This is a genomic window from Streptomyces sp. NBC_00876, from assembly GCF_045207435.1.
GTDB lineage: Bacteria > Actinomycetota > Actinomycetes > Streptomycetales > Streptomycetaceae > Streptomyces.
The window spans coordinates 8,409,554-8,432,205 of record NZ_CP108800.1; the positions used below are offsets into that span (position 1 = coordinate 8,409,554).

At 71.2% G+C, this 22,652-nt stretch carries 16 protein-coding genes; 10 read left to right on the plus strand and 6 right to left on the minus strand.

Features of this window, described 5'->3' with window-relative positions; genetic code table 11:
- Positions 1–21 precede the first annotated feature (21 nt).
- The 3 genes from OG782_RS36670 to OG782_RS36680 all read left to right on the plus strand — a co-directional run bounded on the left by OG782_RS36670 (position 22) and on the right by OG782_RS36680 (position 8,012).
- Positions 22–246, plus strand: coding sequence for a hypothetical protein (locus OG782_RS36670; protein ID WP_406458617.1), 225 nt, complete (start codon positions 22–24; stop codon positions 244–246).
- A 562-nt stretch (positions 247–808) separates the two neighbouring features.
- The gene (locus tag OG782_RS36675) at positions 809–4,399 is read left to right on the plus strand and encodes a S8 family serine peptidase (protein WP_406458619.1); all 3,591 of its coding nucleotides are present in this window, start codon (positions 809–811) and stop codon (positions 4,397–4,399) included.
- Between the two features lie 19 nt (positions 4,400–4,418).
- Positions 4,419–8,012 carry a S8 family serine peptidase gene (locus OG782_RS36680; RefSeq protein WP_406458621.1) on the plus strand — a complete coding sequence of 1,198 codons (3,594 nt, stop codon included), beginning with the start codon at positions 4,419–4,421 and terminating at the stop codon, positions 8,010–8,012.
- A 197-nt stretch (positions 8,013–8,209) separates the two neighbouring features.
- Here OG782_RS36680 and OG782_RS36685 read toward each other — a convergent pair whose 3' ends face one another.
- Together OG782_RS36685 and OG782_RS36690 are read right to left on the minus strand one after the other, a co-directional pair.
- The gene (locus OG782_RS36685) at positions 8,210–9,274 is read right to left on the minus strand and encodes a DUF917 family protein (RefSeq protein WP_406458623.1); all 1,065 of its coding nucleotides are present in this window, start codon (positions 9,272–9,274) and stop codon (positions 8,210–8,212) included.
- A 74-nt stretch (positions 9,275–9,348) separates the two neighbouring features.
- Positions 9,349–10,980 carry an OPT/YSL family transporter gene (locus tag OG782_RS36690; protein WP_406458625.1) on the minus strand — a complete coding sequence of 544 codons (1,632 nt, stop codon included), beginning with the start codon at positions 10,978–10,980 and terminating at the stop codon, positions 9,349–9,351.
- Positions 10,981–11,234: 254 nt separating this feature from the next.
- On the opposite strand from OG782_RS36690, the gene OG782_RS36695 reads away from it, so the two are divergent.
- Positions 11,235–12,017 carry an IclR family transcriptional regulator gene (locus tag OG782_RS36695; protein WP_406458627.1) on the plus strand — a complete coding sequence of 261 codons (783 nt, stop codon included), beginning with the start codon at positions 11,235–11,237 and terminating at the stop codon, positions 12,015–12,017.
- 7 nt (positions 12,018–12,024) lie between these two features.
- On the opposite strand, the gene OG782_RS36700 is transcribed toward OG782_RS36695, so the two are convergent.
- The 4 genes from OG782_RS36700 to OG782_RS36715 all read right to left on the minus strand — a co-directional run bounded on the left by OG782_RS36700 (position 12,025) and on the right by OG782_RS36715 (position 16,860).
- Positions 12,025–12,705, minus strand: a complete 681-nt coding sequence (locus OG782_RS36700; RefSeq protein WP_406458629.1) for an AroM family protein — start codon at positions 12,703–12,705, stop codon at positions 12,025–12,027.
- A gap of 258 nt (positions 12,706–12,963) precedes the next feature.
- The gene (locus OG782_RS36705; protein ID WP_406458631.1) at positions 12,964–14,208 is read right to left on the minus strand and encodes a DUF6357 family protein; all 1,245 of its coding nucleotides are present in this window, start codon (positions 14,206–14,208) and stop codon (positions 12,964–12,966) included.
- Between the two features lie 286 nt (positions 14,209–14,494).
- Entirely contained in the window at positions 14,495–15,682 is a 1,188-nt protein-coding gene (locus tag OG782_RS36710; protein ID WP_406458633.1) for a DUF1266 domain-containing protein, read from the minus strand.
- Positions 15,673–16,860 carry a DUF1266 domain-containing protein gene (locus tag OG782_RS36715; RefSeq protein ID WP_406458635.1) on the minus strand — a complete coding sequence of 396 codons (1,188 nt, stop codon included), beginning with the start codon at positions 16,858–16,860 and terminating at the stop codon, positions 15,673–15,675. The genes OG782_RS36710 and OG782_RS36715 overlap by 10 nt, the downstream gene beginning before the upstream one ends.
- Before the next feature lie 291 nt (positions 16,861–17,151).
- On the opposite strand from OG782_RS36715, the gene OG782_RS36720 reads away from it, so the two are divergent.
- The 6 genes from OG782_RS36720 to OG782_RS36745 all read left to right on the plus strand — a co-directional run bounded on the left by OG782_RS36720 (position 17,152) and on the right by OG782_RS36745 (position 22,581).
- Positions 17,152–17,970: a class I SAM-dependent methyltransferase gene (locus OG782_RS36720; protein WP_406458637.1), complete on the plus strand. Its 819-nt coding sequence runs from the start codon at positions 17,152–17,154 to the stop codon at positions 17,968–17,970.
- Between the two features lie 663 nt (positions 17,971–18,633).
- Positions 18,634–18,810: a hypothetical protein gene (locus tag OG782_RS36725; RefSeq protein WP_406458639.1), complete on the plus strand. Its 177-nt coding sequence runs from the start codon at positions 18,634–18,636 to the stop codon at positions 18,808–18,810.
- A gap of 10 nt (positions 18,811–18,820) precedes the next feature.
- Positions 18,821–19,531, plus strand: coding sequence for a hypothetical protein (locus OG782_RS36730; RefSeq protein ID WP_406458641.1), 711 nt, complete (start codon positions 18,821–18,823; stop codon positions 19,529–19,531).
- Entirely contained in the window at positions 19,528–20,559 is a 1,032-nt protein-coding gene (locus tag OG782_RS36735) for a DUF6895 family protein (RefSeq protein WP_406458643.1), read from the plus strand. The genes OG782_RS36730 and OG782_RS36735 overlap by 4 nt, the downstream gene beginning before the upstream one ends.
- A gap of 43 nt (positions 20,560–20,602) precedes the next feature.
- Positions 20,603–21,526, plus strand: coding sequence for a DUF6895 family protein (locus OG782_RS36740; RefSeq protein WP_406458645.1), 924 nt, complete (start codon positions 20,603–20,605; stop codon positions 21,524–21,526).
- On the plus strand, positions 21,523–22,581 hold the full coding sequence (locus OG782_RS36745; protein WP_406458647.1) for a serine hydrolase domain-containing protein: 1,059 nt from the start codon (positions 21,523–21,525) through the stop codon (positions 22,579–22,581). Before OG782_RS36740 ends, OG782_RS36745 begins: the two co-directional genes overlap by 4 nt.
- Positions 22,582–22,652: the final 71 nt, after the last annotated feature.

Consider the following 22,652-nt stretch of genomic DNA (forward strand, 5'->3'; position numbering starts at 1 on the left):
CATGTCGACAAGGAGTCCCGCGTGCCCGGATCCAGACGGTTGCCCCTCTTGGCGGCGGCTGCCGCCCTCGCCCTCGGTGCGAGCGGCCTCGGCCGGACGCCAGGCATGGCCGCCTCCACGCTGAAGGTGGACAACAGCAACTCCGTCCGGATCGCGGCCGATTACCACGCGCGGACCGCGCACCCCTACGCGCAGGACCTGCGCTGCGCCGACCATCCGGGCGCCATCGCGGCCACCGTGGGGTGACCGGTGGTGCCGAGGGCCCCTTCGCAGTCTCCACTCACCACCCCGAGGGCTCCCGCTTCATGTCGTTGCGCCTCGGCGCCGAAGACGCCGACGGCGATTCGGTGCAGCAGACCATCACCCGGGCCTACGCAGTGAAGTGACGGATCCGGCCGGCCCCGTCGAGCGCCCCCGGACGGCCCGTCCGGGGGCGCTCGAGGTCGGGGCGGGGCCGTTCCACCCGTCCGGACGGCCGGTTGGCGAGAGCGCGTCATGTCGCCAACTCGCCAGCCAAGCACCCCTGATGACCTGCTGTGCCGCACTCATACTGCTGTGTGATCACCACCTCGCGAACGTCCCACGGTCCCTTGCGTGGACTTCCTGTGAAGGAGAGTGCGTGTTGCGGCAGGTTCCCTCGCGGCGGCGCGGCGGCGTCACCCCTTTGCTCGTGAATGTCATGCGCCTGCCAATGATGAGTTCCGGTCCGGGCTGACCAGGCCCCTGCCACCGGCATTCTCCTGACCCGGCCGGTCCACGCCGGCCCCGCCCGGCCCCTGCTCATATCCTCCGGAAAGAGAGTCCGCACGTGAGACAGCAACTTGCGCGACGGCACGGTCTGCTGGCCGTCGCGCTCACCGTAGCCATGGGAATGCCGCTCCTCGCAGCGGTCCCCGCCACCGCCGACCCCGCGCCGTCACCTGCGGCCGAACTGCGGGCCAAGGCCGACACCGAGGTCGTCCGGCAGCTGGACAAGAAGGACACCACGACCTTCTGGGTGCAGGTCGGCTCCAAGGCCGACACCTCGGCCGCGAAGCGGGCGAAGACCCGGGTGGGCCGGGACAAGGCCGTCATCGCGGCGAAGAAGCGGCACGCCGCCACCACCCAGGCCGGCATCGAGGCCCTGGTGAAGGAGGCGGGCGCGCACGCCACGTCGTACTGGATCAGCAACACCCTCAAGATCACGGGCGACAAGGCCCTCGCCCAGAAGATCGCCGCCCGCCCGGAGGTCGCCTCCATCGCGGCCGACAAGCTCCTCCAGCTGCCCGAAGAACTGCCCGCCGAGCAGGAACCGACGGTCAACGGCGTCGAGTGGAATCTCGACAGCATCAACGCGCCCAAGGTCTGGGACGAGTTGGGCGTCAACGGAAGCGGCACAGTCGTCGCCAACATCGACACCGGCGTCGACTACCAGCACTCGACGCTGATGAACAAGTACCGCGGCCTGGAGGCAGACGGCACGTACCAGCACGACTACAACTGGTTCGACGCCACCGCGAGCTGCTCGGGCGACGCCCCCTGCGACGACTACGGGCACGGAACCCACACCATGGGCACCATGGTCGGGGACGACCGTGACGGCAACAGGATCGGTGTCGCGCCCGGCGCCCAGTGGATCGCCGCCAAGGCGTGCACCCCGATCGGCTGCGGGCAGGACGCGCTGATGGCTGCCGGGCAGTGGATCCTCGCGCCCACCGACCGCAACGGCGACAACCCGCGCCCGGATCTGGCCCCCGACGTCGTCAACAACTCCTGGGGTGCCGGCGTCATCGACACCTGGTACAAGGACATGGTCCAGTCATGGACCGACGCGGGGATCTTCCCCGCGTTCTCCAACGGCAACGACGGCCCCGGTTGCGCCACCGCCGGTTCCCCGGGCGCCTACACCAACAGCTACGCCACCGGCGCCTTCGACAGTGACGGTGACATCGCGTACTTCTCGTCCCGCGGTACCGGCGAGGACGGTGCCGTCAAGCCTGACATCGCCGCCCCCGGTATCGACGTCCGCTCGGCCGCCCCCGGCGGCGGCTACGCCGTCATGTCCGGTACGTCGATGGCCTCACCGCACACCGCCGCCACCGTCGCCCTGATGTGGGCGGCGTCCCCGGCGGTCCGGGGCGACGTCGCGGCCACCGAACGCCTCCTCGACCGCACCGCCCACGACGTGGACGACACCACCTGCGGCGGCAGCGCCGAGAACAACAACGTCTACGGCGAGGGCCGGCTCGACGCCTACGAGGCCGTCGCATCCGTGCCCCGCGGCCCGCTCGGCGGCCTCAACGGCACCGTCACCTCCGACGGCGCACCGCTGGCCGGCGCCACCGTGGAACTCGACGGACCGATGAACGCCCTCGCCGACACCCGCGCCGACGGCACGTACAGCCTGCCGAAGCTCATGGCCGGCGACTACAAGGTCAAGGTCACCAAGTTCGGCTACACGACCGCCGAATCCACCGCCACCGTCATCGAGGACGCCACCGCCACTCGCGACCTGGCCCTCGCCCTCGCGCCCATCGGCACGCTCACCGGCACCGTGACCACTCTGTCCGGCCCCGAAGCCGGCGCGAAGATCGTGGTGGCGGGCGCCCCCGCCGACACCACCACCACGACGGCGACCGACGGTACGTACGCGCTCCGGCTCCCCGCCGGTGCCTACCAGCTGACCGTCACCCCGGTCTCCCGCTGCGCCACGATCGGATCGTTCGGCGTCCAGGTCGCCGCGGGCGAGGCCGGCAAGGACCTCACCCTGCCCAACCGCGGCGACCGGTTCGGCACCGTATGCCGGACCACGCACGACACCGCGTTCCCCTCCGGTGCCACCAAGCTGAGCACCAGCAGCGACTACGAGGGCTCGGCCGCGGTCAAGTTCCCCTTCCCGGTGGCGCTGTACGGCAAGACGTACCGGCAGGCCGCCGCGAACGTCGAGGGCTATCTCAGCTTCGAGCCGTCCGTCAACGTCAGCGCCAACCGGACCCTGCCCTACACGGGACTCCCCAGCGGCTCCCTCTACCCGTTCTGGGACAACCTTCAGCTGGCCACCGACGGCGGTGACCTCTACTGGTCGGCCCGCGGCACCGCCCCGCACCGCGAGATCGTCGTGGAGTGGCGGAACATGGTGACGTCCGTCGCGCGCACGCAGAAGCTCGACTTCTCCGTGGTGATCGGCGAGGACGGCACCTACTCCTTCCACTACCGCAACCCCACCGGCGGCGACTATGCGCAGGGTTCGGGCGCCACGATCGGGGCGGAGAACGGGGACGGCACCGACGCTCTGCAGTACTCGTACAACGAGAAATCCGTCAGCGACGGCCTGGCCGTCGAGTTCCGGCCCACCCGCAGCGCCGCCCTGACCGGCACCGTCACCGACGGCAACGACGCCAAGGCGCTCGCCGGCGCCACCGTCACCGTCGCGCGTGACGGCGAGACCGTCGCCACCGGCACCACGGGGGCCGACGGCGGCTACCTGGTACAGACGCCGGTGACCGGCGACAAGGCCGACTACGACGTCACCGTCACCGCCGCGCACTACACGGCGGGCACCCGCACCGTCGCACTCGCGACCGGCTCGACCGGACAGTTCTCCACCGGGCTGACCACCGGAAAGGTCACCGCCACCCCGGCGACCGCGACGACCGTCGTCGTCCCCGCCGAGGAAAGCAGGCAGCGCACACTCACCCTCGCCAACTCCGCTTCCGACACCGGCTACACGGTCACCGAGGCGAGTGGCTCCTCCTGGTTCAGCGCCGCGCCCGCACAGGGCCGGCTGGCCAAGGGCGGTGAGCAGAAGGTCGTCCTGACCTTCGACACGCACGGTGTGGCGCCCGGCACCGCCCTCAAGGGCACCGTCGTCGTAGCCTCCGACAGCGGCCGCACCCCGGAGATCAGGATTCCGGTGACCGTGTCCGTGCCCGCCTACCGCACGGCGATCGACGCCGGCGGGGCCAAGGCGTACACCGACTCCGCGTCCGACGCATGGACCCCGGACCAGAAGTACACGGCCGGCTCGTACGGCTTCGTCGGCCGGTCCACGAAGGTGAGCACCACCAACGCCATCGAGGACACCACCGACGACAAGCTGCTGCGCACCGCCCGAGAAGGCGCCCTCGAATACCGCTTCGACCAGGTGCCGAACGGCACCTACCAGGTCGAGCTGGACTTCGCCGAGCTCGGCAACGTCACGGCCGGGCAGCGCCTCACCGACGTCCTCGCCGAGGGCTCCGTCCACCTGCCCGACCTCGACATCGTCGCCGAGACCGGCGGCAGCTACCGGGCGCTCACCAAGTCCTTCACGGTCACCGTCACCGACGGCCGGCTGAACGTCCGGCTGGTCGCCACCGGCGCCGAGAAGACCCTCGTCAACGCCATCCGCGTCACCCAGCGTCCCGACCTGAGCAACTGATCCCATGAGGAAGGCAGACGTGAACCGACACAGAACACCCCGGTGGCGAGGACTCCTCTCCACCGCGCTCGCCACGGCCCTGGGCGCCCCCTTCCTGGGTGCTCTGCCGGCCGTCGCCGCCGACACCGAACCGGTCCCGCCGACCACCTTGCAGAGCAAGGCGGACGGCGCCCTGCTCAAGGACTTCACCCGGCACGACAAAGTCTCGTTCTGGGTGCAGCTCGCCTCCCAGGCCGACACCTCGGCCGCGAAGAAGGCCGCGACCAAGACAGGTCGGGGCCGTGCCGTCCTGAAGGCGAAGACCGCGTACGCCAAGACGTCGCAGCAAGGACTCACGGCCCTGCTGAAGCAGGCCGACGCGTCCTACACGTCGTACTGGATCAGCAACACCGTCAAGGTCACCGGCAGCAAGGCCCTGGCCACGAAGATCGCCGCCCGCTCCGACGTCGCGTCGATCGAGGCCGACGACACCGTCCCGCTCCCGCCCACGGTCAACGGCACCAACGAGGCCGAGGTCGACGGCATCGAGTGGAACGTCGACCGGATCAACGCCCCCAAGGTGTGGAACGAGTACGGGGTACGCGGCGAAGGCACGGTCATCGGCAGCATCGACACCGGCGTCGACCACCAGCACCCCGCCCTCGCCGCCGCCTACCGCGGCCTGAAGGCCGACGGCACGTACGACCACGCCTACAACTGGTTCGACGCGACCCACACCTGCGGTACGGCGAAGCCCTGCGACGACCAGGGGCACGGCACCCACACGATGGGCACCATGGTCGGCGAGGACGGCACCGCCAACTCCATCGGCGTCGCACCCGGCGCCCGCTGGATGGCGGCCAAGGCCTGCACCCCGGACGGCTGTCCGCGCGACGCGCTGCTCGCCGCCGGGCAGTGGATGCTCGCGCCGACCGACGCCGACGGGGAGAACCCGCGCCCCGATCGCGCCCCCGACGTCATCAACAACTCGTGGGGCTCCGACAGCCTGGACACCTGGTACCAGGCGATGGTGCAGTCGTGGCGGGACGCCGGGATCTTCCCGGCCTTCTCCAACGGCAACGCGGGACCGTACTGCGACACCGCCGGCTCCCCGGGCGCGCTCACGAACACGTACGCCTCGGGCGCCTTCGACAGCAACAACAAGATCGCCTCGTTCTCCTCACGCGGACCGGGCATCGACGGCACCGTCAAGCCGAACATCTCCGCCCCCGGCGTGAACGTCCGCTCCGCCACCCCCGGCGGCGGCTACGCGGCCAAGTCGGGCACGTCGATGGCCTCGCCGCACACCGCGGCCACCGTCGCCCTGCTCTGGTCGGCGGCCCCGGCGCTGCGCGGTGACATCACCGCCACCGAAGCCGTGCTGAACAAGGCCGCGATCGACGTCGACGACACCTCCTGCGGCGGCACCACGGCCTTCAACAACGTCTACGGCGAAGGCCGGCTCGACGCGTACGCCGCCGTCGACGCGGCCCCGCGCGACCACGTCGGCGCCCTCACCGGCACCGTCACCATCGGCGGCGAACGGGCCGCCGACGTCGAGGTCTCCGTGGCCGGTCCCACGCACGCCACCCTGACCACGAAGAAGGACGGCACCTACGCCTTCCCGCGGCTGGTCTCCGGCGCCTACACGGTGTCCGTCAGCAAGTTCGGCTACGTCACCGACACCGCCGGACTCACCGTCACCGACGGCGGCTCAGCCACCCACGACACGGCGCTCGCCACCGCACCCACCGGCACCCTGACCGGTACCGTGCGCAGCGACTCCGGTACCGAGGCCGACGTCGCGTTCAAGGTGCAGGGCACCCCGGTCCGCGCCACGACCGCGGCCGACGGCAGCTACAAGCTGACGCTGCCCGTGGGCAGTTACCGGATCAGCCTGACCCCGCTCAACCACTGCGCGGCCACCATCGGCATCGTGACCGACATCGCCACGGGCACGGCCACCAAGGACATCGCCCTCGCCACCCGCACCGACGCCTTCGGCACCACCTGCCGCCAGGTGTCCGCGGAGTACCCCACCGGCGAGACCGAGCTCGGCATCGGAACGTCCTCGTCGGCCTACCAGGCCGTCACCCCGCCGTTCCCCGTCGCCCTGTACGGCCACACGTACGACAAGGGCTGGGTCACCCGCGACGGCCAGCTGATCTTCGGCTACCTCGCGCTGCTCGACAACACCCCCCTGCCCGCCAAGGCCCCGGCCAACGGTGCGCTCTCGCCCTTCTGGGACCAGCTCGCCATGGACGCCTCGTCGGGCATCTACACGTCGGTCCGTGGCACCGCCCCGCACCGCGAGTACGTCGTCGAGTGGCGAGACATGCTCATCGCCCGCGACACGAGCCGGCGCATCGGCTTCGCCGCCGTGCTCGGCGAGGACGGTACCTACTCCTTCCACTACAAGGGCATCGACCCGAGCGAGAAGGGCTTCGAGCAGGGGGCCGGCGCCACCATCGGCGCGGAGAACCACGACGGCACCGACGCCTTCCAGTACTCGTTCGACCAGCTCTCCGTCCGTGACGGCATGGCGATCAGCTTCCGGCCCGAGGGCCACGCGGTCGTCTCCGGCACGGTGACCGACGCCAACGACGGCAAGCCGGTCACCGGCGCCACCGTCACCGTCACCCGCGACGGGACGAGCGTCGGCACGGCGACCACCCGGGCCGACGGCGCGTACCTGGCGCAGGTCCCGGTGACCGCGGCCGCCGACCACAAGGTCACGGTCACGGCGTCGCACTACGCCACGGCGACCCGCACGGCCGAACTGGGCAGCCTGTCCGCGCTGCGCACCGAATCCGCCCTGACCACGGGCGCGGTGCGTGCCGACAGCGGTTCCGGGTGGCAGCTGGTCGTTCCGCCGGGCGAGCAGCGCCGGCGCACCTTGACCCTCACCAACGGCGGCTCGTCCGCCGCGTACACCGTCGCGGAGAAGTCCGGCGCCCCCTGGCTGAAGGTCTCCCCGGCGTCCGGAACGCTCGGCGCGGGCGCGCAGCGCCAGGTCACGCTGACGTTCGACACGGCGGCCGCCAAACCCGGCACCGTCTACACGGGAACCCTGGTGCTGACATCGGAGAGCGCCCGCACACCGACGCTCTCACTGCCGCTGAAGCTGGTCGTCCCGGCGTATCAGAAGGGTGTGGACGTCGGTGCGGACACCGCGTCCGTGGACGCCGCCGGCGACAGCTGGACCCCGGACCGGCCCTACGCGGAGGGCTCGTTCGGATACGTGGGTGACAGTACTGCCCTCACCTACACCCGCAAGGACATCGCGGGTGCCGACAGCTCCCAGGAGCAGCAACTGCTGCGCTCGGGCCGGGAGGGCGTCAGCGAGTACCGCTTCGGTGCCGTGCCGAACGGCTTCTACCAGGTGGAGCTGGGCTTCGCCGAGCCGGCGGGCGTGAAGCCGGGGCAGCGAGTCTTCGACGTGACGGCCGAAGGCGTGGAGAAGGTCGCGGACGTGGACGTCCGCCTGGAGTCGGGCGGAGCCCGGACCGCGCTGTCCAGGACGTTCACGGTCAAGGTCACCGACGGCCGGCTGGACGTGGGCTTCAAGGCGGTCACCGGCACGACGTTGGTCAACTCGATCCGGGTGACACAGCGCCCCGACCTGACGAGCTGATCCAGCACGGCCGTTGGCGCGAAAGGGAACGCCCCGGAAGCATTCCGGGGCGGTCCCCCTTTCGTTCCCGCGCGTCGTTCGGTCCGCGCGGGCGGAGGTTTCACTCGGGCCGGGCCCGGAGGGCGCAGGCGTTGAGGATCAGCGCCAGGCCCGATGCGAGGCGTCGCGCGGGGCCGGCGACACCGGCCGGAGCCTGCTCAGGCATCGGCGAGGGCCTTCGCGGCCGGGGCGAACTCGATGCCGAGCAGCTCCTCCACCGGCGCGTACACCTCGGGCATGTACATCGTCCGGGAGAGCAGAAGGTTCCCGGCCGGGGCGACCAGGACGCTGACCTGCTTGCCGACCTCGACGGCGGCGGAGGCGAGCGGCTGCCCGGCCTCGTCGAACGTCGTGATCAGATCGGGGAACGAGGCCCGGCGGGCACCGGCGACGTCCAGCGCCATGTACTCGTTGACGATGTACAGGGTGGTGCGTGCCGCGTCGTCCAGGACCGCGACACCGATGTCCAGGCCCTCCCGCTGCTCGCAGCGGTACTCGCGTACCGTGCCGGTGACGGCGATCTCACCGCCGAGGTGCTGGGCGGCGCCGAGCACGCCTTCCGCCAGGAAGCGGCGGCCCAGCTCGATGGCGAAGCCGATGGCACCGGGCGCGCCGTTGCGCACCGCGTAGCCGACCTCGACGGGGTTGCGGGCGACGCCCACCCAGCCGCCCGACTCCACGGAGGCCCGCCGGACCACGTTCGACGTGGCCTCCAGCCGGCCGGAGACCGAGCCCTCGACGTAGGCGTACGGCTTGCCGCCCGCGTAGCCCTGGACAGAGCGGTAGTCGTCCTCCAGGTGCAGGCCCATCGCGCCCATCACGCTGGACGGGTGGGCGCGGCCGTTGCAGGCCAGGTCGATGACGGGCAGGCCGGTCATCGCGGAGTGGAACCAGCCGTTGATGGTGGTCTCGGCGCCGTTCTCGTTCGTGTGGATCGCGACGATCGGGCGCGGCAGGTCGCGGCGCAGGAGCTCCAGGGCGCGCAGCAGGTGCGTGGGCAGAACCTGTGGGTCGGGCGCTGCGGGGGCGCCGACCAGGGCCACGGTTGCCGTCAGGTCGTCGTCGGCGAACTCATCGGCCGACCACAGTTCCGGTATGCCGATCTGGAGGGCCAGTTCGGCGGTGCGCAGACCCCGCTCGACGAATCCGCCGCCGCCTCCGCCCAGTACGGCACCGCCGTACACGGCCGCGCGGATGTCGTCATGGGTCAACTGTCGCTTCACGAGGGGCTCCCAGGGGGGTTCTGTACAGGGGTGCGAGGGGATGTACGGGCCGTCCGGCTGCAAGGCCCGCCGGCCTACTTGGCGGCCTTGAACACGCCGTTGCCGAACGAGTAGAGGGCGTCGCCGGCGATCGCGCCGCCGGCGAAGACCTCCAGGTCGTCCTTGGCCTTCGGGCCGAGGACGCGCGGCGCGAGGACGCGGACGGCGATGCCCGCGGCGACCATCCAGCCGGCCATCGGTGTGGTGATCAGCAGCCCGGTCGCCAGCAGGATGCCGAGCTGGCGCTTCGAGCCGCCGATCAGTTGCACGATCGCGCCGGGGATCGCCCACAGGGCGAGGTCCCGGGCGGTCTCCGCGGACGGGCCCGCCTTGATCGCGGCGACGTACGCGGCGTCGATCGGGGCGGTCTGTCCGTTGTGGAAGAACATCCGGTACGAGACCAGGACGACGACGATGGCGACGCCGAAGCCGATCATCGCGGCGATCAGCTGCTGACGGCGGCCCTCCAGCTCGAAGGCCGGGTCGGCGTTCTCGCCGCGCAGCAGATAGCCCGCCTTCAGGTCGTACCCCATGTCGGCGAAGGCCGGGCCGGTCGCGGCGGTGAAGCCGGACAGCACGACGAGTGCCTCGGTCGGGAAGCCGATGAGGATGCCGAGCAGCAGTGTGATCAGGGCGATCGCGAAGGCCGGGAACCAGCCGGAGTGCATCGACGCGATGCCGACGAGCAGTTCGTGCAGGAACGCGGCGACGGAGGCGTACAGGAGGAAGCCGATCAGCATGCCGGGGCTCATGTGCGTGGCTGCGCCGGTGCCGAACGCCAGCAGGACCGAGATCGCGAGGTAGGCGCCGAAGCCCAGCCGCATGGAGCGCCCCAGCCGCCGGGCGCCTTCCGGCGCGTCGGCCGGTCCGGTCGCGCGGGTGTCGTCCGCCGCTGTGCGCCGGGCCTTGACCAGGGTGCGGCCGACCTGGATCAGGGCGACCAGGCCCGCCCCCATCATCATGCCGTGGGGCAGGTACATCGCGTTCAGGTCGAGCCCGAACAGCGGGTCGGCGTACTGGTTGAAGAGCAGGCCGACACCGAAGGCGGCCATGGCGCCGAACCCGCCGATCAGGGCCACGCCGAACGCCGACATCGGCAGCGTGAACGCGGCGCCGGCCAGACCGGTCAGCAGGCCCAGCCCGAGCACCTTGGCGCGGCGACCGCCCTCGTCGCCGGCCTTGATGGCCTGGGCGGCGGCGAGCCCGGGCGGCCAGGGGTTCTTCGCGGGGAAGGCCGGGGTGTCGTACATCCGGTAGAGCAGCCAGGCGTCGACCAGCATCGCGGCGGAGACCCCGATCAGCATCGGGATGATCATGTTGTCCATGCCGAACAGGAACGGAATGCCGATCGGCAGGAACAGGCTGTTCGCGGCGCCGAACGTGGCCGAGGAGATGCTGGTCTGGGCGAGGTTCTGGGCATGCACCGAGCGGAAGCCGCGGAACCACATGAGCGGTACGCGGGCCAGTGTCATCGCGGCCAGCGCGCCGATCAGCGAGGTGCTGGGGGTGACGCCGAGCGTGGCGAGCAGCTGTACCCCGACGATCGCGCCGAACACGCTGAGCACCACGGTGAGGATCAGGTTGCCGGGCGCGAGGGCGCGGGGATGGCTTTGGCCCTCAGTCGCGGGGTGCGAGGTCTCTGCCTGGGGTGAGGCGTCAGTGCTCATGGGTCTTCGGTGCTCCCGTGCGGGTGGGCGCCTTGTCAGTCGCCTGGAGAAGTTCTAAAATCTGGAACTACGTCTGAATATCTGGATCTACCTGGATCATCCATATGGTGCGGTCCGCCGTCAAGGGTCCGGCCCGGGGCTCTCGGTATGCGGGCAGTCCGGAGCCGCGGACGAGGGGCGGTCACGAAGACGCACGGGCGCCGCTTACGATCGGACGACACGACTCGGGGGAGCCCGGGGGAGGCGGGAGAACGGTGAGCACACTCGCCAACGCGCGCGACGTCCTGCGGCTGATGGCGCGCCTGCAGCGCGATCTGACCGTCACGGATGTGGCGGGGGCGCTGGACCTGCCCAAGAGCTCCGTGTCGCGGACGCTGAGCATGATGGCCGAGTACGGCTTCCTCGACCGCGACCCGATGAGCCGCGCCTACCGCCCCGGCGTCCTCGTCATGGAGGCCTCGTATCACTTCCGTGCCTCGCGCAGCACGGCCTCCCTCCTGGAGGAAGAGCTGGCCAGGCTGGTCGCCGACATCGGATACACCGGCTACGTGGACGTGCTGGACGGCCCCGAGTCGCTCGTGCTGCAGATGCGGCTCGGCACGACCGGTGCCCTCCAGGCGTACACCCCGGCCGGTACCCGGGCGCCGGCCTACGCCAGCTCCATGGGGCGGGCGCTGCTCGCCCGCCTGGACGACGCGCAGGTGCTGCGACTCGTCGACGCCCGTCTCGAACAGAGCACGGGCTCGGCGCCGCGCACCCCCGGCGAGCTGACCTCGTGCCTGGCCCGGGTGCGCGCCGACGGCTGGGAGTCCTCGCGCGGCGAGTACGTCCCGAACGTTGCCGGCGTCTCCGCAGCCGTGCTCGACAGTGACACGGGGCAGATCTTCGGCATCGGCGTCGCGCTGCCCGCGCCCGAGCTGCACGACGGGAACGCGGCCCGCTTCGGCCGGGCGGTACGGGACGCCGCCCTGCGCGTCGGCAAGCGCATCGGTGACCCGTACTGGCTGCGGTACGTCGAGACCGACGCCGGCCGCTGAGGCGCCCTCAGTCCAGCAGCGGGCCGAGGGCGGCGCCCACCACCGCACCCGGCGTCAGTATCGGCACGGTGAGCCCCGCCGCGCGCAGTGACCGGCGGTGCCGCGCCCCGTACCCCATGCAGTCGAGCATCAGGACGTCCGCCCCGGCCTCAAGATGTGTACGGGCCGCCGCGAGCAGGGCCGCATCGTCGTCGGCGTACGGCGAGGCCGTGGTGAACGCGGGGGCCGGAACGACGGCCCGCCACTTCTCACGAGCCTCGGTCACCTGCTCCGGCAGCGGTACGACGAACCCGGCACGGCTGCCCCGCAGGACCGTGCCGACGTATCCGGTCACGAGGACGTCCGGCTCGACGAGTCGCGCCCGCCGGGTCCGCAGACCGGGGAACGCGCCGGTGCACAGGAGCACCACGACGTCGGCGCCCGCGTCCTCCACCTGATCGATGCGCGACTGCAGCCCCGCGCCGACGGCATCGGCGTCCAGGGTCACGGAACCGCCGCCGGCCAGTCGGCTCAGAAGGGTCGCACGCCCCTCCGCCGCCCCGAACCGGAGCTCGATCTCCCGACGGGACAGGCCGTCGAGCACACCGGCGTGCCGTACCCGTGCGGTCGACGGCAGGTGCGCCTCGATGGCTTCGGACAGGTCCGGACGCGGGGCCTGACCGATGGTCAAGAAGGTGAGCGTGTGCACAGCACCTCAACTCTCATGAGTTCCATATATTGGATACAGATTCCGAATTAAGGTAGTCGGCGATGAGGCGTGTGGGTAGGGGGTGGAGGCTGTGACGCGCAGACAGTCGCACCCTCTCGACACGGCGCGAAACCCCGGCTTCGGCACCGGTCAGCTATCTGGCGTGCGGAATGCGCACGATGATGTGCGAGTTCCCCCGCCGCCGTCCGCGCTTTCGCGGGTCCCTTCCTACGGCGCGTGCGCGGGCTCCCGCCGTGACTACTCGGCGTCGCGCCGCCGACGCGCGCGCTCGAACTCGGCGGCATCCGACATCCAGGAGCCGTGCGCCTCGAGTGCGGCGCAGCCGCCCCGGACGAAGGCGCTCACCAGGTTCCGGTACCCGCCGATCCCGTCGACCAGGCCGTACTCGACCCGGTACTCAGGATCCGAGCCGCCCGCACCCTCGTGGGCCGTCGTGATCCGGGCGATGGAGTCCGCGTAGAAGTGGAGCTGGATCCCTTCGCCCATCTCCTCGTCCTCGATGGTGAAGACTTCACTGTCCGCGGCAGCGCGATCGCCGACGAACTCCCAGAACTCCGCGGTGGCAGTGCGGGGATTGCCTGGGAGCCACTTCTTCTCGGCACCCTTGTCGTCGGTGAACGACAGGATTCTCTTCCTCGCGCTCGCGCCGCCAGCCTTCTCGTCATCGTCGATGGGTGTGCTCCTGGAGCGGTCCGCGGCCTCCGAGCACATCAGAAAGCTCACGCTACGCACCGCGTCATCGACGAGCATGGGGTGTGCACGGCGCACGGCAGCGTCGACAGTCGCCGCCATCCGATCCCAGTCGCGTTTGTCCGTGGCGCGCTTTCCCCGCCGCGGGTCGCGGCCGATCCGTATCCCGGCGCACGCCTGCTCCGCGGTGGCGATCACACACATGACCTCGGGCAGCAGCGCGGGGTCGACGGCATCGGGCTTCCTCCTCGGGACCGTCGCGCCGTGCAGGTACTGGCCCGTGTACCTCAGAATCGCGGCGTCGAGCGGACCGAGTACGGCTCCGCGCTCGGCGCGACGACGGTCCGCGTGGTAGGTCCGAGCGCGTATCTCGTCGGAGGTCTCTGTCGCCGAGCGCATTGCCGCGCAGACCTGACCGCGCTCGAGCAGACCGATGTCGGCTCCATGGGCGATGAGCCGGCCCCTGTCCCACCGGATGCGCTGGAAGAGCGCGTCGACGTCCGCCGGTGCGGCCAGGAGGATCGGGTCCAGGAGTGCGACGGCAGCGTCCTCGTCGAGCCGGGCCCGGGTTCCGGCGGCGTCGCACAGCGGAAGGACCGCACTCCACAGCAGCAGGTGTCTGGCCAGGTCCTCCCGGATCACCGCAAGATGGGCTTCCCCGATCGAGAACGTGAACGTGCGAGGTTCATGGTTGGCGTCGGCCCCAGCGCCGAGCGTCAGCTTCAGCTCACCGCCCTCGCGGATCACGTTCGGGATCCAGCCGCTGTTGCGCGTGAAAACGATGTCCCTCATGGGCTCAGTCTTCCCCACCGGACGAGACCGGCGAGTACTGCCCTGCACCGCTCCGACCGGGGACTTTCGTGAAGGTCCAGCACGGACCGGTGCTGGGTGTGGCCGACCGGCCGGCCGCCACCGGGGCCCTGACGCCGGCCGTCGACCGGGACGTGGGCTGCCCCGGTCGCCCAACTGCCGGTTGGCGCCTTGCGGAGCGTTCCCGCGATCCGGTGGGTCTGCGCCAGGACCGCCGGACTGCCCGACCGCCGGATCGTCGGCAACGCCACAGAAGTGGTCGGCAGGCTCAGCGCCAGGAGATGTTCCGCCATGGGCTGCCCTCGCTCTCCGTCAGCAGACGGTGCGCCGTGACATTGCTCCGGTAGTAGGCGCCGTAGTCCTCGCCGTCGAACCGCAGCACACGGCCCAGCGCGTACCCCGCCGAGAAGTCCTCCCAGGACCGGTAGGCCGATCTGCTCAGCGCACCGGCGTGGACGACGGCCTGCTCCGCCTCGTGCGGAACGCAGAATCGGGCGGACAGCCCCCACCTGGCCAGATTCACCGCGCGCCCGTAGTCGTAGGCGACGGTCGTGGTCACCCGGCCGTCCGGCGGCAGCAGCCCGTCGGCGCGGAACCGGGCCTCGTACCTGACGATGCGCCGTACGAGCTCCTCGATGTCCCTGACCGTGTCGTGGCCCACCCCGATGTCCTGGGCATGCCCGGCGGCCGTTTCGCGCCACAGGTCCGCAGACGGCTGCTCGCCCAGCCCGGCCCTGAGCTGTTCACGCACCCGGAGTGCGAAATCAGGCTCGGCGGGACTGTTGCGCGCATCCAGGAGAGCGTCCAACTGCCTCCGCCAGCCCGTCGGTTCGGTGATGCCCCATGAGTCGCTGAGCTGTTCCCGCTCGCGCGAGTAGTCGTGGTAGGCGGTGCCCACCTCGTTCCAGGGCACGCCGTTGCCGACCGCCAGATGCGCCCCGCACGCCAGCCCGTAGGCCAGGGGACCGTGCAGCGCGCCGTGGCGCAACGCGATCAGACGGTCGTTCCTCGGGCGGTCGTTCTCCGCGTGGTAGCGCCGCCACATCGCGCGGTGCGGGGGCGTGGCCGGGAAGAGTATCTGGGCGGGAGTGCCCGTGTTGACGGACAGCAGCTGATAGGGATCGCGCCAGTCGAACTCCGCCACCCACCTGAGGGAGACAGCGTGGAACACCCACTCCGGATGCCATGGCGGCAGCATCCCTCGGGTGAGCACCGGCCGGCAGCTCCGACCGGCCTCGTCCCGGAGCGAGCGCCATGTGATCATGTCGGGCGCGGCGTCCACCTCGGACTTCGGCGCAACGATGTACAGCTCCTCGCCGGCCAGCACCCGCAGTTGGGCCTCCGAGTCACCGCGTACTCCCGCCTCGTACAGCAGATGTTCCGTCACCGAAGGCGACATCCAGGGGACGCCGTGGGCAGGGTGGCCGGGGTGGGAGGGCAGTGGATTCATGACCATGCGATGTTCCGGTAGGGGCTGTTGGGGTCCTGCGTCAGGATGCTGTGCTGTGCGAGTGACTGCCCGTACTTGACCCCGGACTGATCGTCCGCGTCGAAGTGCAACACACGGGCGAGCGAGTAGCCGAGCGAGAACTGAGCCCAGGAACTGTATTCCTGCCCGGCCAGAGCGCCGATCCGCAGCACGGTCTGTTCGGCTTCGCGCGGATCGCAGAGGCGGGCGCCCAGCGCGAGCCGTACGACGTTGACGGCCCGCCCGTAGTCGAAGGCGGCCAGTGTGTCGACCCGTTCGTCGGCGCCGAGAGCGCCATCCGCGCGGAGCCTGCCCTCGTACGTGATGGTCAGCCCCAGTGCCTCATGGGCCTCGGCCGCCTCGGACGGTGTCGACTGGCGGCGCGTCAGCGCATCGGTGAGCGCGGCGGACCACTCCGGAGTCGTGGGGTTGCGGCCCAGGCGCCCGGCGAGGGTGCGACGGATCCGGAGCACCGACTGGTAGGTACGGCCGACGAGCCGGGTGGCCAGCAGTGCTTCGAGGGTCTCCCGGTAGGCCGCGCGGTCCAGCACTCCCCAGGGATTGCGAAGCCGGGCGCGATCGGTCGAGTACCCCTCGTAGGTGGCGCCCAGGTCGTTCCAGACGAGGCTGTTGTGCACGGCGAGATGGGCTCCGAGGGCCAGTCCGTGTGCGAGCGGTCCGTGCAGCGGTCCGGCCCGATGGGTCAGCAGCAGCCCGGTCTGCGGCCCCCCGGACCGTGCGTGGGCCTTCTGCCACGCCCGGCGACGTCCCGGGCCGGCCTCGAGAGTGACGGCATACGGCGTGCCCGGATTGATTCCCAGCCACCGCACTCCGTTCGGCCAGCGGCGCGCGAGCTCGTCGAGGCCGGTCACCTCGAAAACCCAGTCAGGGTGCCAGGGCGGCAATGTGCCGGAGGTCAGCACGGTGACGCACATCCGGCCCGGCGTCGCGGGATCCGGCTGTGCGGTGAGCGGGGGAGTGAAGCCGGGAGTGTCCGCGTGCAGCCGGGCGACGAGCACGAAGAGCCTGCTCCTGGCCAGGGTGTCCAGCATCGCGTCCCGGTTGCCGGCTGCCGCCGTCTCGTGGAGCAGCCGCTCGGCCTCGGTCGGCGGCCCCCACTCTGCCCCCGGCACACCTGTCTCCGTCGTCCCTGTTCCCGTCGTCACGATCGGATCCTACGGAACGCCTCCGACGGCCGGTGCGGTGACCTGGGGCCCCACGAACCGCCCTCGGGCCGGTGCGTTACGGGGGAGCGGCCGACGGTCGGCCGCGATCTCGGAGAGCAGAGACCGGTGGCGGGACGGCGCCTCGGTGCAGCAGCGCCCTCCCGCCCGAGGCGTCTCCGCGTGACCTGCGGTGAGTGCCAACATCCCTTTACCTAAAGTGAGTTGCATAAGGACTCGGAGTGAACTTGGATCACGCGGTGAGACCATCCATGACCCCGGGAGTATGCAGTCATGCATCGTGGAGTTGAGGCGACCGCCTACCTTGTCAACGAATCCCGGGCCCGACGGCCTGATCTCGCCGGGGACCCGCTCGCGGCGGCGTGGATGCCGGATGGTGAGCGGCCTGCGGTGCGCGGTCTTTGGGACAAGTTCGCCGAAGTGGTGTACGAGCACGATGACCTGGTCGTGTCGCTGCGCGGACGGTGCGTCGCCGACACCCTCGGGGCCGCGCTGCGCAAGGATCCCGACACGATCCTGGTGAACTGCGGTGCCGGCTTCTCGTCGTACCCGTGGCTGCTTCCGTTCAGGGCTGCGCTGGAGGTGGACCTGCCCGATCTGGTCCGGGCCAAGCAGCAGCGTGTGACGGAACTGGTGGCGTCAGGTGTCCTGCCGGAGCGTGACGTCCGGCATGCGCCGGTGGACCTCAACGATCCGTCCGCACGCAGCGAACTGATCTCGCTCGTCAACGAGTTCGCTGACGGTCGGCCCGTGGCATACGTGGCCGAGGGCGTGGTCTTCTATCTGCCTCCCGAGGACGCGCGTGCAGTGGTCGGCCTTGGCGCGGGCTTCGACAACTGTGTGGTGAGCGCCGTCAGCTACTGGCCGGCGGCGGCCGCGGAGAGCCGGGTACTCGCTGATCAGCGCGACTGGTTCCGGAGCCGCTCGGTCCCCGAGGAAGCCACCTATCTGACCGATGACGAGCTGACCTCACTGCTCGGCGCGGAGTTCGAGAACCAGGGACCCGAGGACCTGCAACGCCGCTATCTCTCGCGCGTGGTCGTGCCCGAGTCCGACCTCATACCCGAGTACGTCGCCGTGTCGTGGACGTAGCGGCGCCAGGCGGCAGGGACGGCCTTGCCCGGCTGTCCCTGCGCCGCGTCACCGTACAGACGGCCTGGTGACAGACGCCCTCGCATCAGTACGCGACGGCGACAGGTACCGGTGACACGGTGGCCGATGGCTGGGTGAGGGCCGGCTCGGTTCTGCCGCACCACGGGCACAGAAATGCAGCCCCGCATCCTTGCGTGCGAGGCCGGGGGCACCCCGCTTCCGGCCGCCCGGCCGTCGACGACAGCGAGCCGGCCGCGCTCAGGCAGGCCGGCGCACAGCTCATCCGGATCAGTGGGGTCCAGGGCCTTGAGCAGGCCGGGTCGGGGCCCGTCGCGGTGGAGGCGGCTGCCGCGCGCGGAGCTCCCGCGCGCCACTCGGTGACCGTCCGCTCGGCCCCTCGGGCACGTACCCACAAGAACGTGCGGCGATCGATCGCCCGATGCACGCCCCGGCACGCTGGATGCGCCCCGCGCACTACCCCCAGTCCGGTGAGCGGAATACGCATTACGCCAGGTCAGCGCCTTGCTGGGAATTCCTTGAATTCACCATTCAATTGAATGGGGAAATTATCTGGCCGGCCCGTCTGGTTTGCGGCTTCGCATTTCTTGCATTCCACTCGAAACGTACGGCAACCCCCACTTCCCACAGGACGGGGCAACACCCATGTACAAGACAGAATCCACTGCCACCGACATCGAGCTCGACCTCGACGAGGCGCTCAACCCGGGCGAGGCCGAAGGCTTCTACCGCGACTCCCGCGAGTGCGCGTACCTCGCCCTCCTCGGAGGCGGCTCCGCGCTGCTGCTCTCGCCGCCGACCCCGCGCCCGAAGAAGGGCTAGTCGGCAGCACATGGACCAGTCACATGCTTCGTCCCCCCTCGCGGGTGCCGTGCATGACCTGGCAACAGAGGTGGTCCTCGCTCTTCGGAGCGGGGACCACCTCGCCACGGTTTGCGGCGCGGCCGGAATCGACGAGGACAACCGGACGGGAATCGCAGCGGTACGTGTCATCGGAGCCGATCTGCTTCTGCCCAGTGTGCTGTACGGGCGCCATCCGCACCCCGGAGACATCGCCGTGCTCGACCGTGCCGTGCGGGAGTTCCCGCCCCGGCCCGACGCCTCCGACGCCGCGGCCTGGAGCCACTGGGGCATGATGTCCGCCCTGCACCGGACGGCATCGGCCCCCGGTCAGCCGCCGGCCGCCGCACCCGGTACCGACGAGCCGGATGCGGCGTGGCTCGAAGGAGCCCCCTGGCAGGCCTTCACCCATCAGCTCTCCGTGCTGGCCCCGCTCGCCGTGCCCGCCGCCTCGTCGGCCGTGCACCGGGCCGCCGCCCACCGGGTCGTGGACCTGTCCCGCGGGTTCGTCCGCGCGGTGCGGCGGCGCAACTGGCTCCAGGCGGCGGGTGCCGGCCGCTGGCTGGCCGCGCTGGACGGCCGGCCCGACAGCCTGGGCCTGGACCGCGGACTCGACTTCGTCGAGCTCATGGGCGGCACCGACCCCCGGGTCGCGCTGCACGTGCGGGCGGCCCGGCTGATGGCCGAGGGGCGGGCGCGGTGACGGCATCGGTGGCCACCGCCCCCGGCGGCAGGGCGGGCGCGGCACTGTCCGCCCTGCCCGGCGTACTGCGCAAGGCGCTCGGCTGGGCCGACGCACACCGTTCGGGCTTCGTGCTCCCCCCGGACGTACTGGAGCCGCACACCGAGGTCAACCGCACCCTCAAACCCCTCGGCGAACTGGCCCAGCTCTGCACCACGATCCGCCGCAGCACGGCCCCGGACACCCCTGAACACGAGACCGCCGGGGACCTCATCACGTTCGCGTGGGACCAGGTGCACTCCGGTGACCTGCTGCTGGAACTGCTGCGCGGCGAGCCCTTCGCCGCGTACCCGTACGAGATCTACGCCGCCTTCGCCGGATACGGACTGCGCAGCGAGGGCTTCGAGCGTCTGGCCGCGACGCTCTCCGCGACCAGGGGCTGGGCCCACACCGAGCAGCACGCCAACCGGGAGCTGGGACTCATCAACTCGGAGCGGCGGGTCGGCACCGCCCCGCACGCCGACGCCGGTGAGGTCCTCGCGCGCACCTGGCTGGGCGGGCTGTCCGAGCCGTGGATGTTCGAGGGGCCTTCCGGCTACGCCCTGACCCACACCGTCTTCCACATCACGGACTGGTGCTGTGTCCCCGAGCGGATGCCCGCCGACATCGACGCCTATCTGCGGGCCTGGCTGCCACCCTGGATCGACGGATGCCTGGAGAGCCGGCAGTGGGACCTGACCGGCGAACTGCTCGCGGTCGCCGCGGCCCTGCCGGGGACGCCGCCCACGGACCTGCTGGACGCGGCCTGGCCCGCGCTCGCCACCGCGCAGGCCCCGAGCGGTGCCGTACCGGAGACGGGCCCCACCGTGCAGGCCGCCTCACCGGGCGATGCGGGAGCGGGACCGGCCGCGGAGCCGGACCCGTACCCCTTCCTCGCCTGCTACCACTCCACCCTGGTGACCGCGTTCGCCGCCGCACTGTGCCTCAAGCGGCTCACCACGCACCGGGCGGATGGAGCCGCAGCGGTCACCGGGGCGGCCGCCGTATGAGCCGCACCCGGCTCCGCACCAGCCGCACGAAGGGAGTTGCCGCATGAGCGGCATCCAGCAGATCCATGACGTGGGCGCGCGGGCCCTGGGATGGCTGTACGAGCACCGCGCAGGGTTCCGGCTGGATGACGACCCGCCCCCCGAGGTGGGGGTCCTGGACCGGTTCAAGCCACTGGGCGAACTGGCGCTCATCAGCAAGGTCATCTTCCGGGAAGGGGTCGCGGGCTCCCGGCAGGCCTCCCTGGCGCGCAAGCTCCTCGACCACGCCTGGCACGAACTGCTGGGCTCGGGGAGCCGCCTGCTCGACGGTCAGCGGCGCGAACCGCTCTGTCCCGTACCGATGGAGGTCTACGTACCGTTCCGGGAGCTGGGGTTCCGGGAACCGTCCCTGGAGGCGGCTGTCCGGCTGAACCACCGGCTGAGCAGCTGGGGCGCGCTGGAGGTCGTCCCGGTGCGCCGGCTCGGACTCAGCGCCATGGAGCGTCGCTTCGGACTGGAGCCGAGCATGCCCCTCGACGAGGCGTACCGGCGCACCTGGCTGTCCCGACGGCCCGAGCCCTGGACCGTCGAGGGGAACATCGGCTACGACATCACCCACACGGTCTTCCACCTGACCGACTGGGGCGCCAACCCGGCCGGGCTGCCCGCCGACGTGGCGGACTACCTCGCCCTCTGGCTTCCGGTGTGGCTCGACGACTGGCTCGACCTCGGGCGCTGGGACCTGCTGGGTGAACTGCTCGTTGTCGACGCATGCCTCCCGGAGCCGGCCCTCGACCAGGCGGCCTGGGAGGGATTCGCCGGGGCCCAGCAGCCGGACGGAGCGATGCCGGTGATGGGCGGCATGCCGGAAGGTGACGAGGAGTCCGTCTTCGACCTCGTCTACCACCCCACGCTGGTGGCAGCGTTCGCTTCGGCGCTGGCGCTGTCCCGCGCGCTGTCGGACCTCGCGGCCCCGGCCCCCGCGTGACGGCCCCGCAGGAGGTTCGCCGGGCCTCCGCCGGCAGTCCGTCCCGGGGTGACGGCGGGAGGGCCCGGCTGCTGGCCGACGCCGCCCGGACCATCGACGCACCCGGCCTCGTGATCGCGCTCAGCCACGGGGGCAGGCGGATGTACCGGCTCGACGGAGGCGTGCAGCCGGGCGACGCACCCCGCTACGAGCTCGGTTCCGCGTCCAAACCCTTCACCGGGCTGCTCCTGGCCGCACTCGTCGCGGCGGGCCGTCTGCGGTACGAGGACTCGGCGGCCGAACTGCTGGCCCCCGGCCACCCGGTGCATCCCTCCGTGCACGCCATCACCCTGCGCCATCTGGTCACCCACACCTCGGGCCTCCCCGCCCTGCCGGCAGATTTCTACCCGCAGGCGCTGCCGCGGTGGTCGACCGCGCCCTACAGCCGCTACCCGGCCGGCCGAGTCGTCCGGGCCTTCCTCCGCGCCCGCCCGCGCCACCGGCCGGGCACCCGCTGGCACTACTCGAACTTCGCGGTCTCCGTACTCGGCCACACCCTGGCCGCCGCCACCGGTACGCCCTGGGAGGCGCTGCTCCAGCAGGAGGTACTGGCCCCGCTCGGTCTGCACGGCACGCGACTGCGACCGGGCCCGCCACCCGGCGACGCCGTGGGCCACCGGCGCGACGGCACATCCCTGCCTCCGCTGGACACCGGCGGCTTCAACGCGGCCGGAGCCGTCAGGGCGACGCCCCCGGACCTGCTCACGTTCCTGGAGGCGCACCTCCCGGCGGCCGCCGCGCCCACGCCCCCGCTGACCGCCGCGTTCGAGGACGTACGGCGCCCGCTGCTGCGCCGCGGACTGGGGCACGCCCATACGCACACGCTCACCTGGTTCCACCATCTGTCACCGCGCGGGCCGGTCTGCTTCCACGCGGGCGCCACGCTCGGACAGCAGATGTTCCTCGGCTTCCGCCCGGACACCGGTACCGCGGTGGCGGCGATGTGCACCCGGCGGGTGCACAGGACGGACCCGTTCATCACGACGATCCACGAGCTGCTGACAGAGAAGCTCTGATCGTACGAGTCCGAAGCGTACGGACGCTGTTGCCCGGCCGGTCACATGCGCGGCCGCCGGGCAGCCACGCA

Excerpts from the sequence above, each read along its gene's own strand:
- OG782_RS36690 (WP_406458625.1), bottom strand. The coding sequence starts at position 10,980 with ATGAGCACTGACGCCTCACCCCAGGCAGAGACCTCGCACCCCGCGACT.
- OG782_RS36705 (WP_406458631.1), bottom strand. The coding sequence starts at position 14,208 with ATGAGGGACATCGTTTTCACGCGCAACAGCGGCTGGATCCCGAACGTG.
- OG782_RS36710 (WP_406458633.1), bottom strand. The coding sequence starts at position 15,682 with ATGGTCATGAATCCACTGCCCTCCCACCCCGGCCACCCTGCCCACGGC.
- OG782_RS36720 (WP_406458637.1), top strand. The coding sequence starts at position 17,152 with ATGCATCGTGGAGTTGAGGCGACCGCCTACCTTGTCAACGAATCCCGG.
- OG782_RS36725 (WP_406458639.1), top strand. The coding sequence starts at position 18,634 with ATGTACAAGACAGAATCCACTGCCACCGACATCGAGCTCGACCTCGAC.
- OG782_RS36730 (WP_406458641.1), top strand. The coding sequence starts at position 18,821 with ATGGACCAGTCACATGCTTCGTCCCCCCTCGCGGGTGCCGTGCATGAC.
- OG782_RS36740 (WP_406458645.1), top strand. The coding sequence starts at position 20,603 with ATGAGCGGCATCCAGCAGATCCATGACGTGGGCGCGCGGGCCCTGGGA.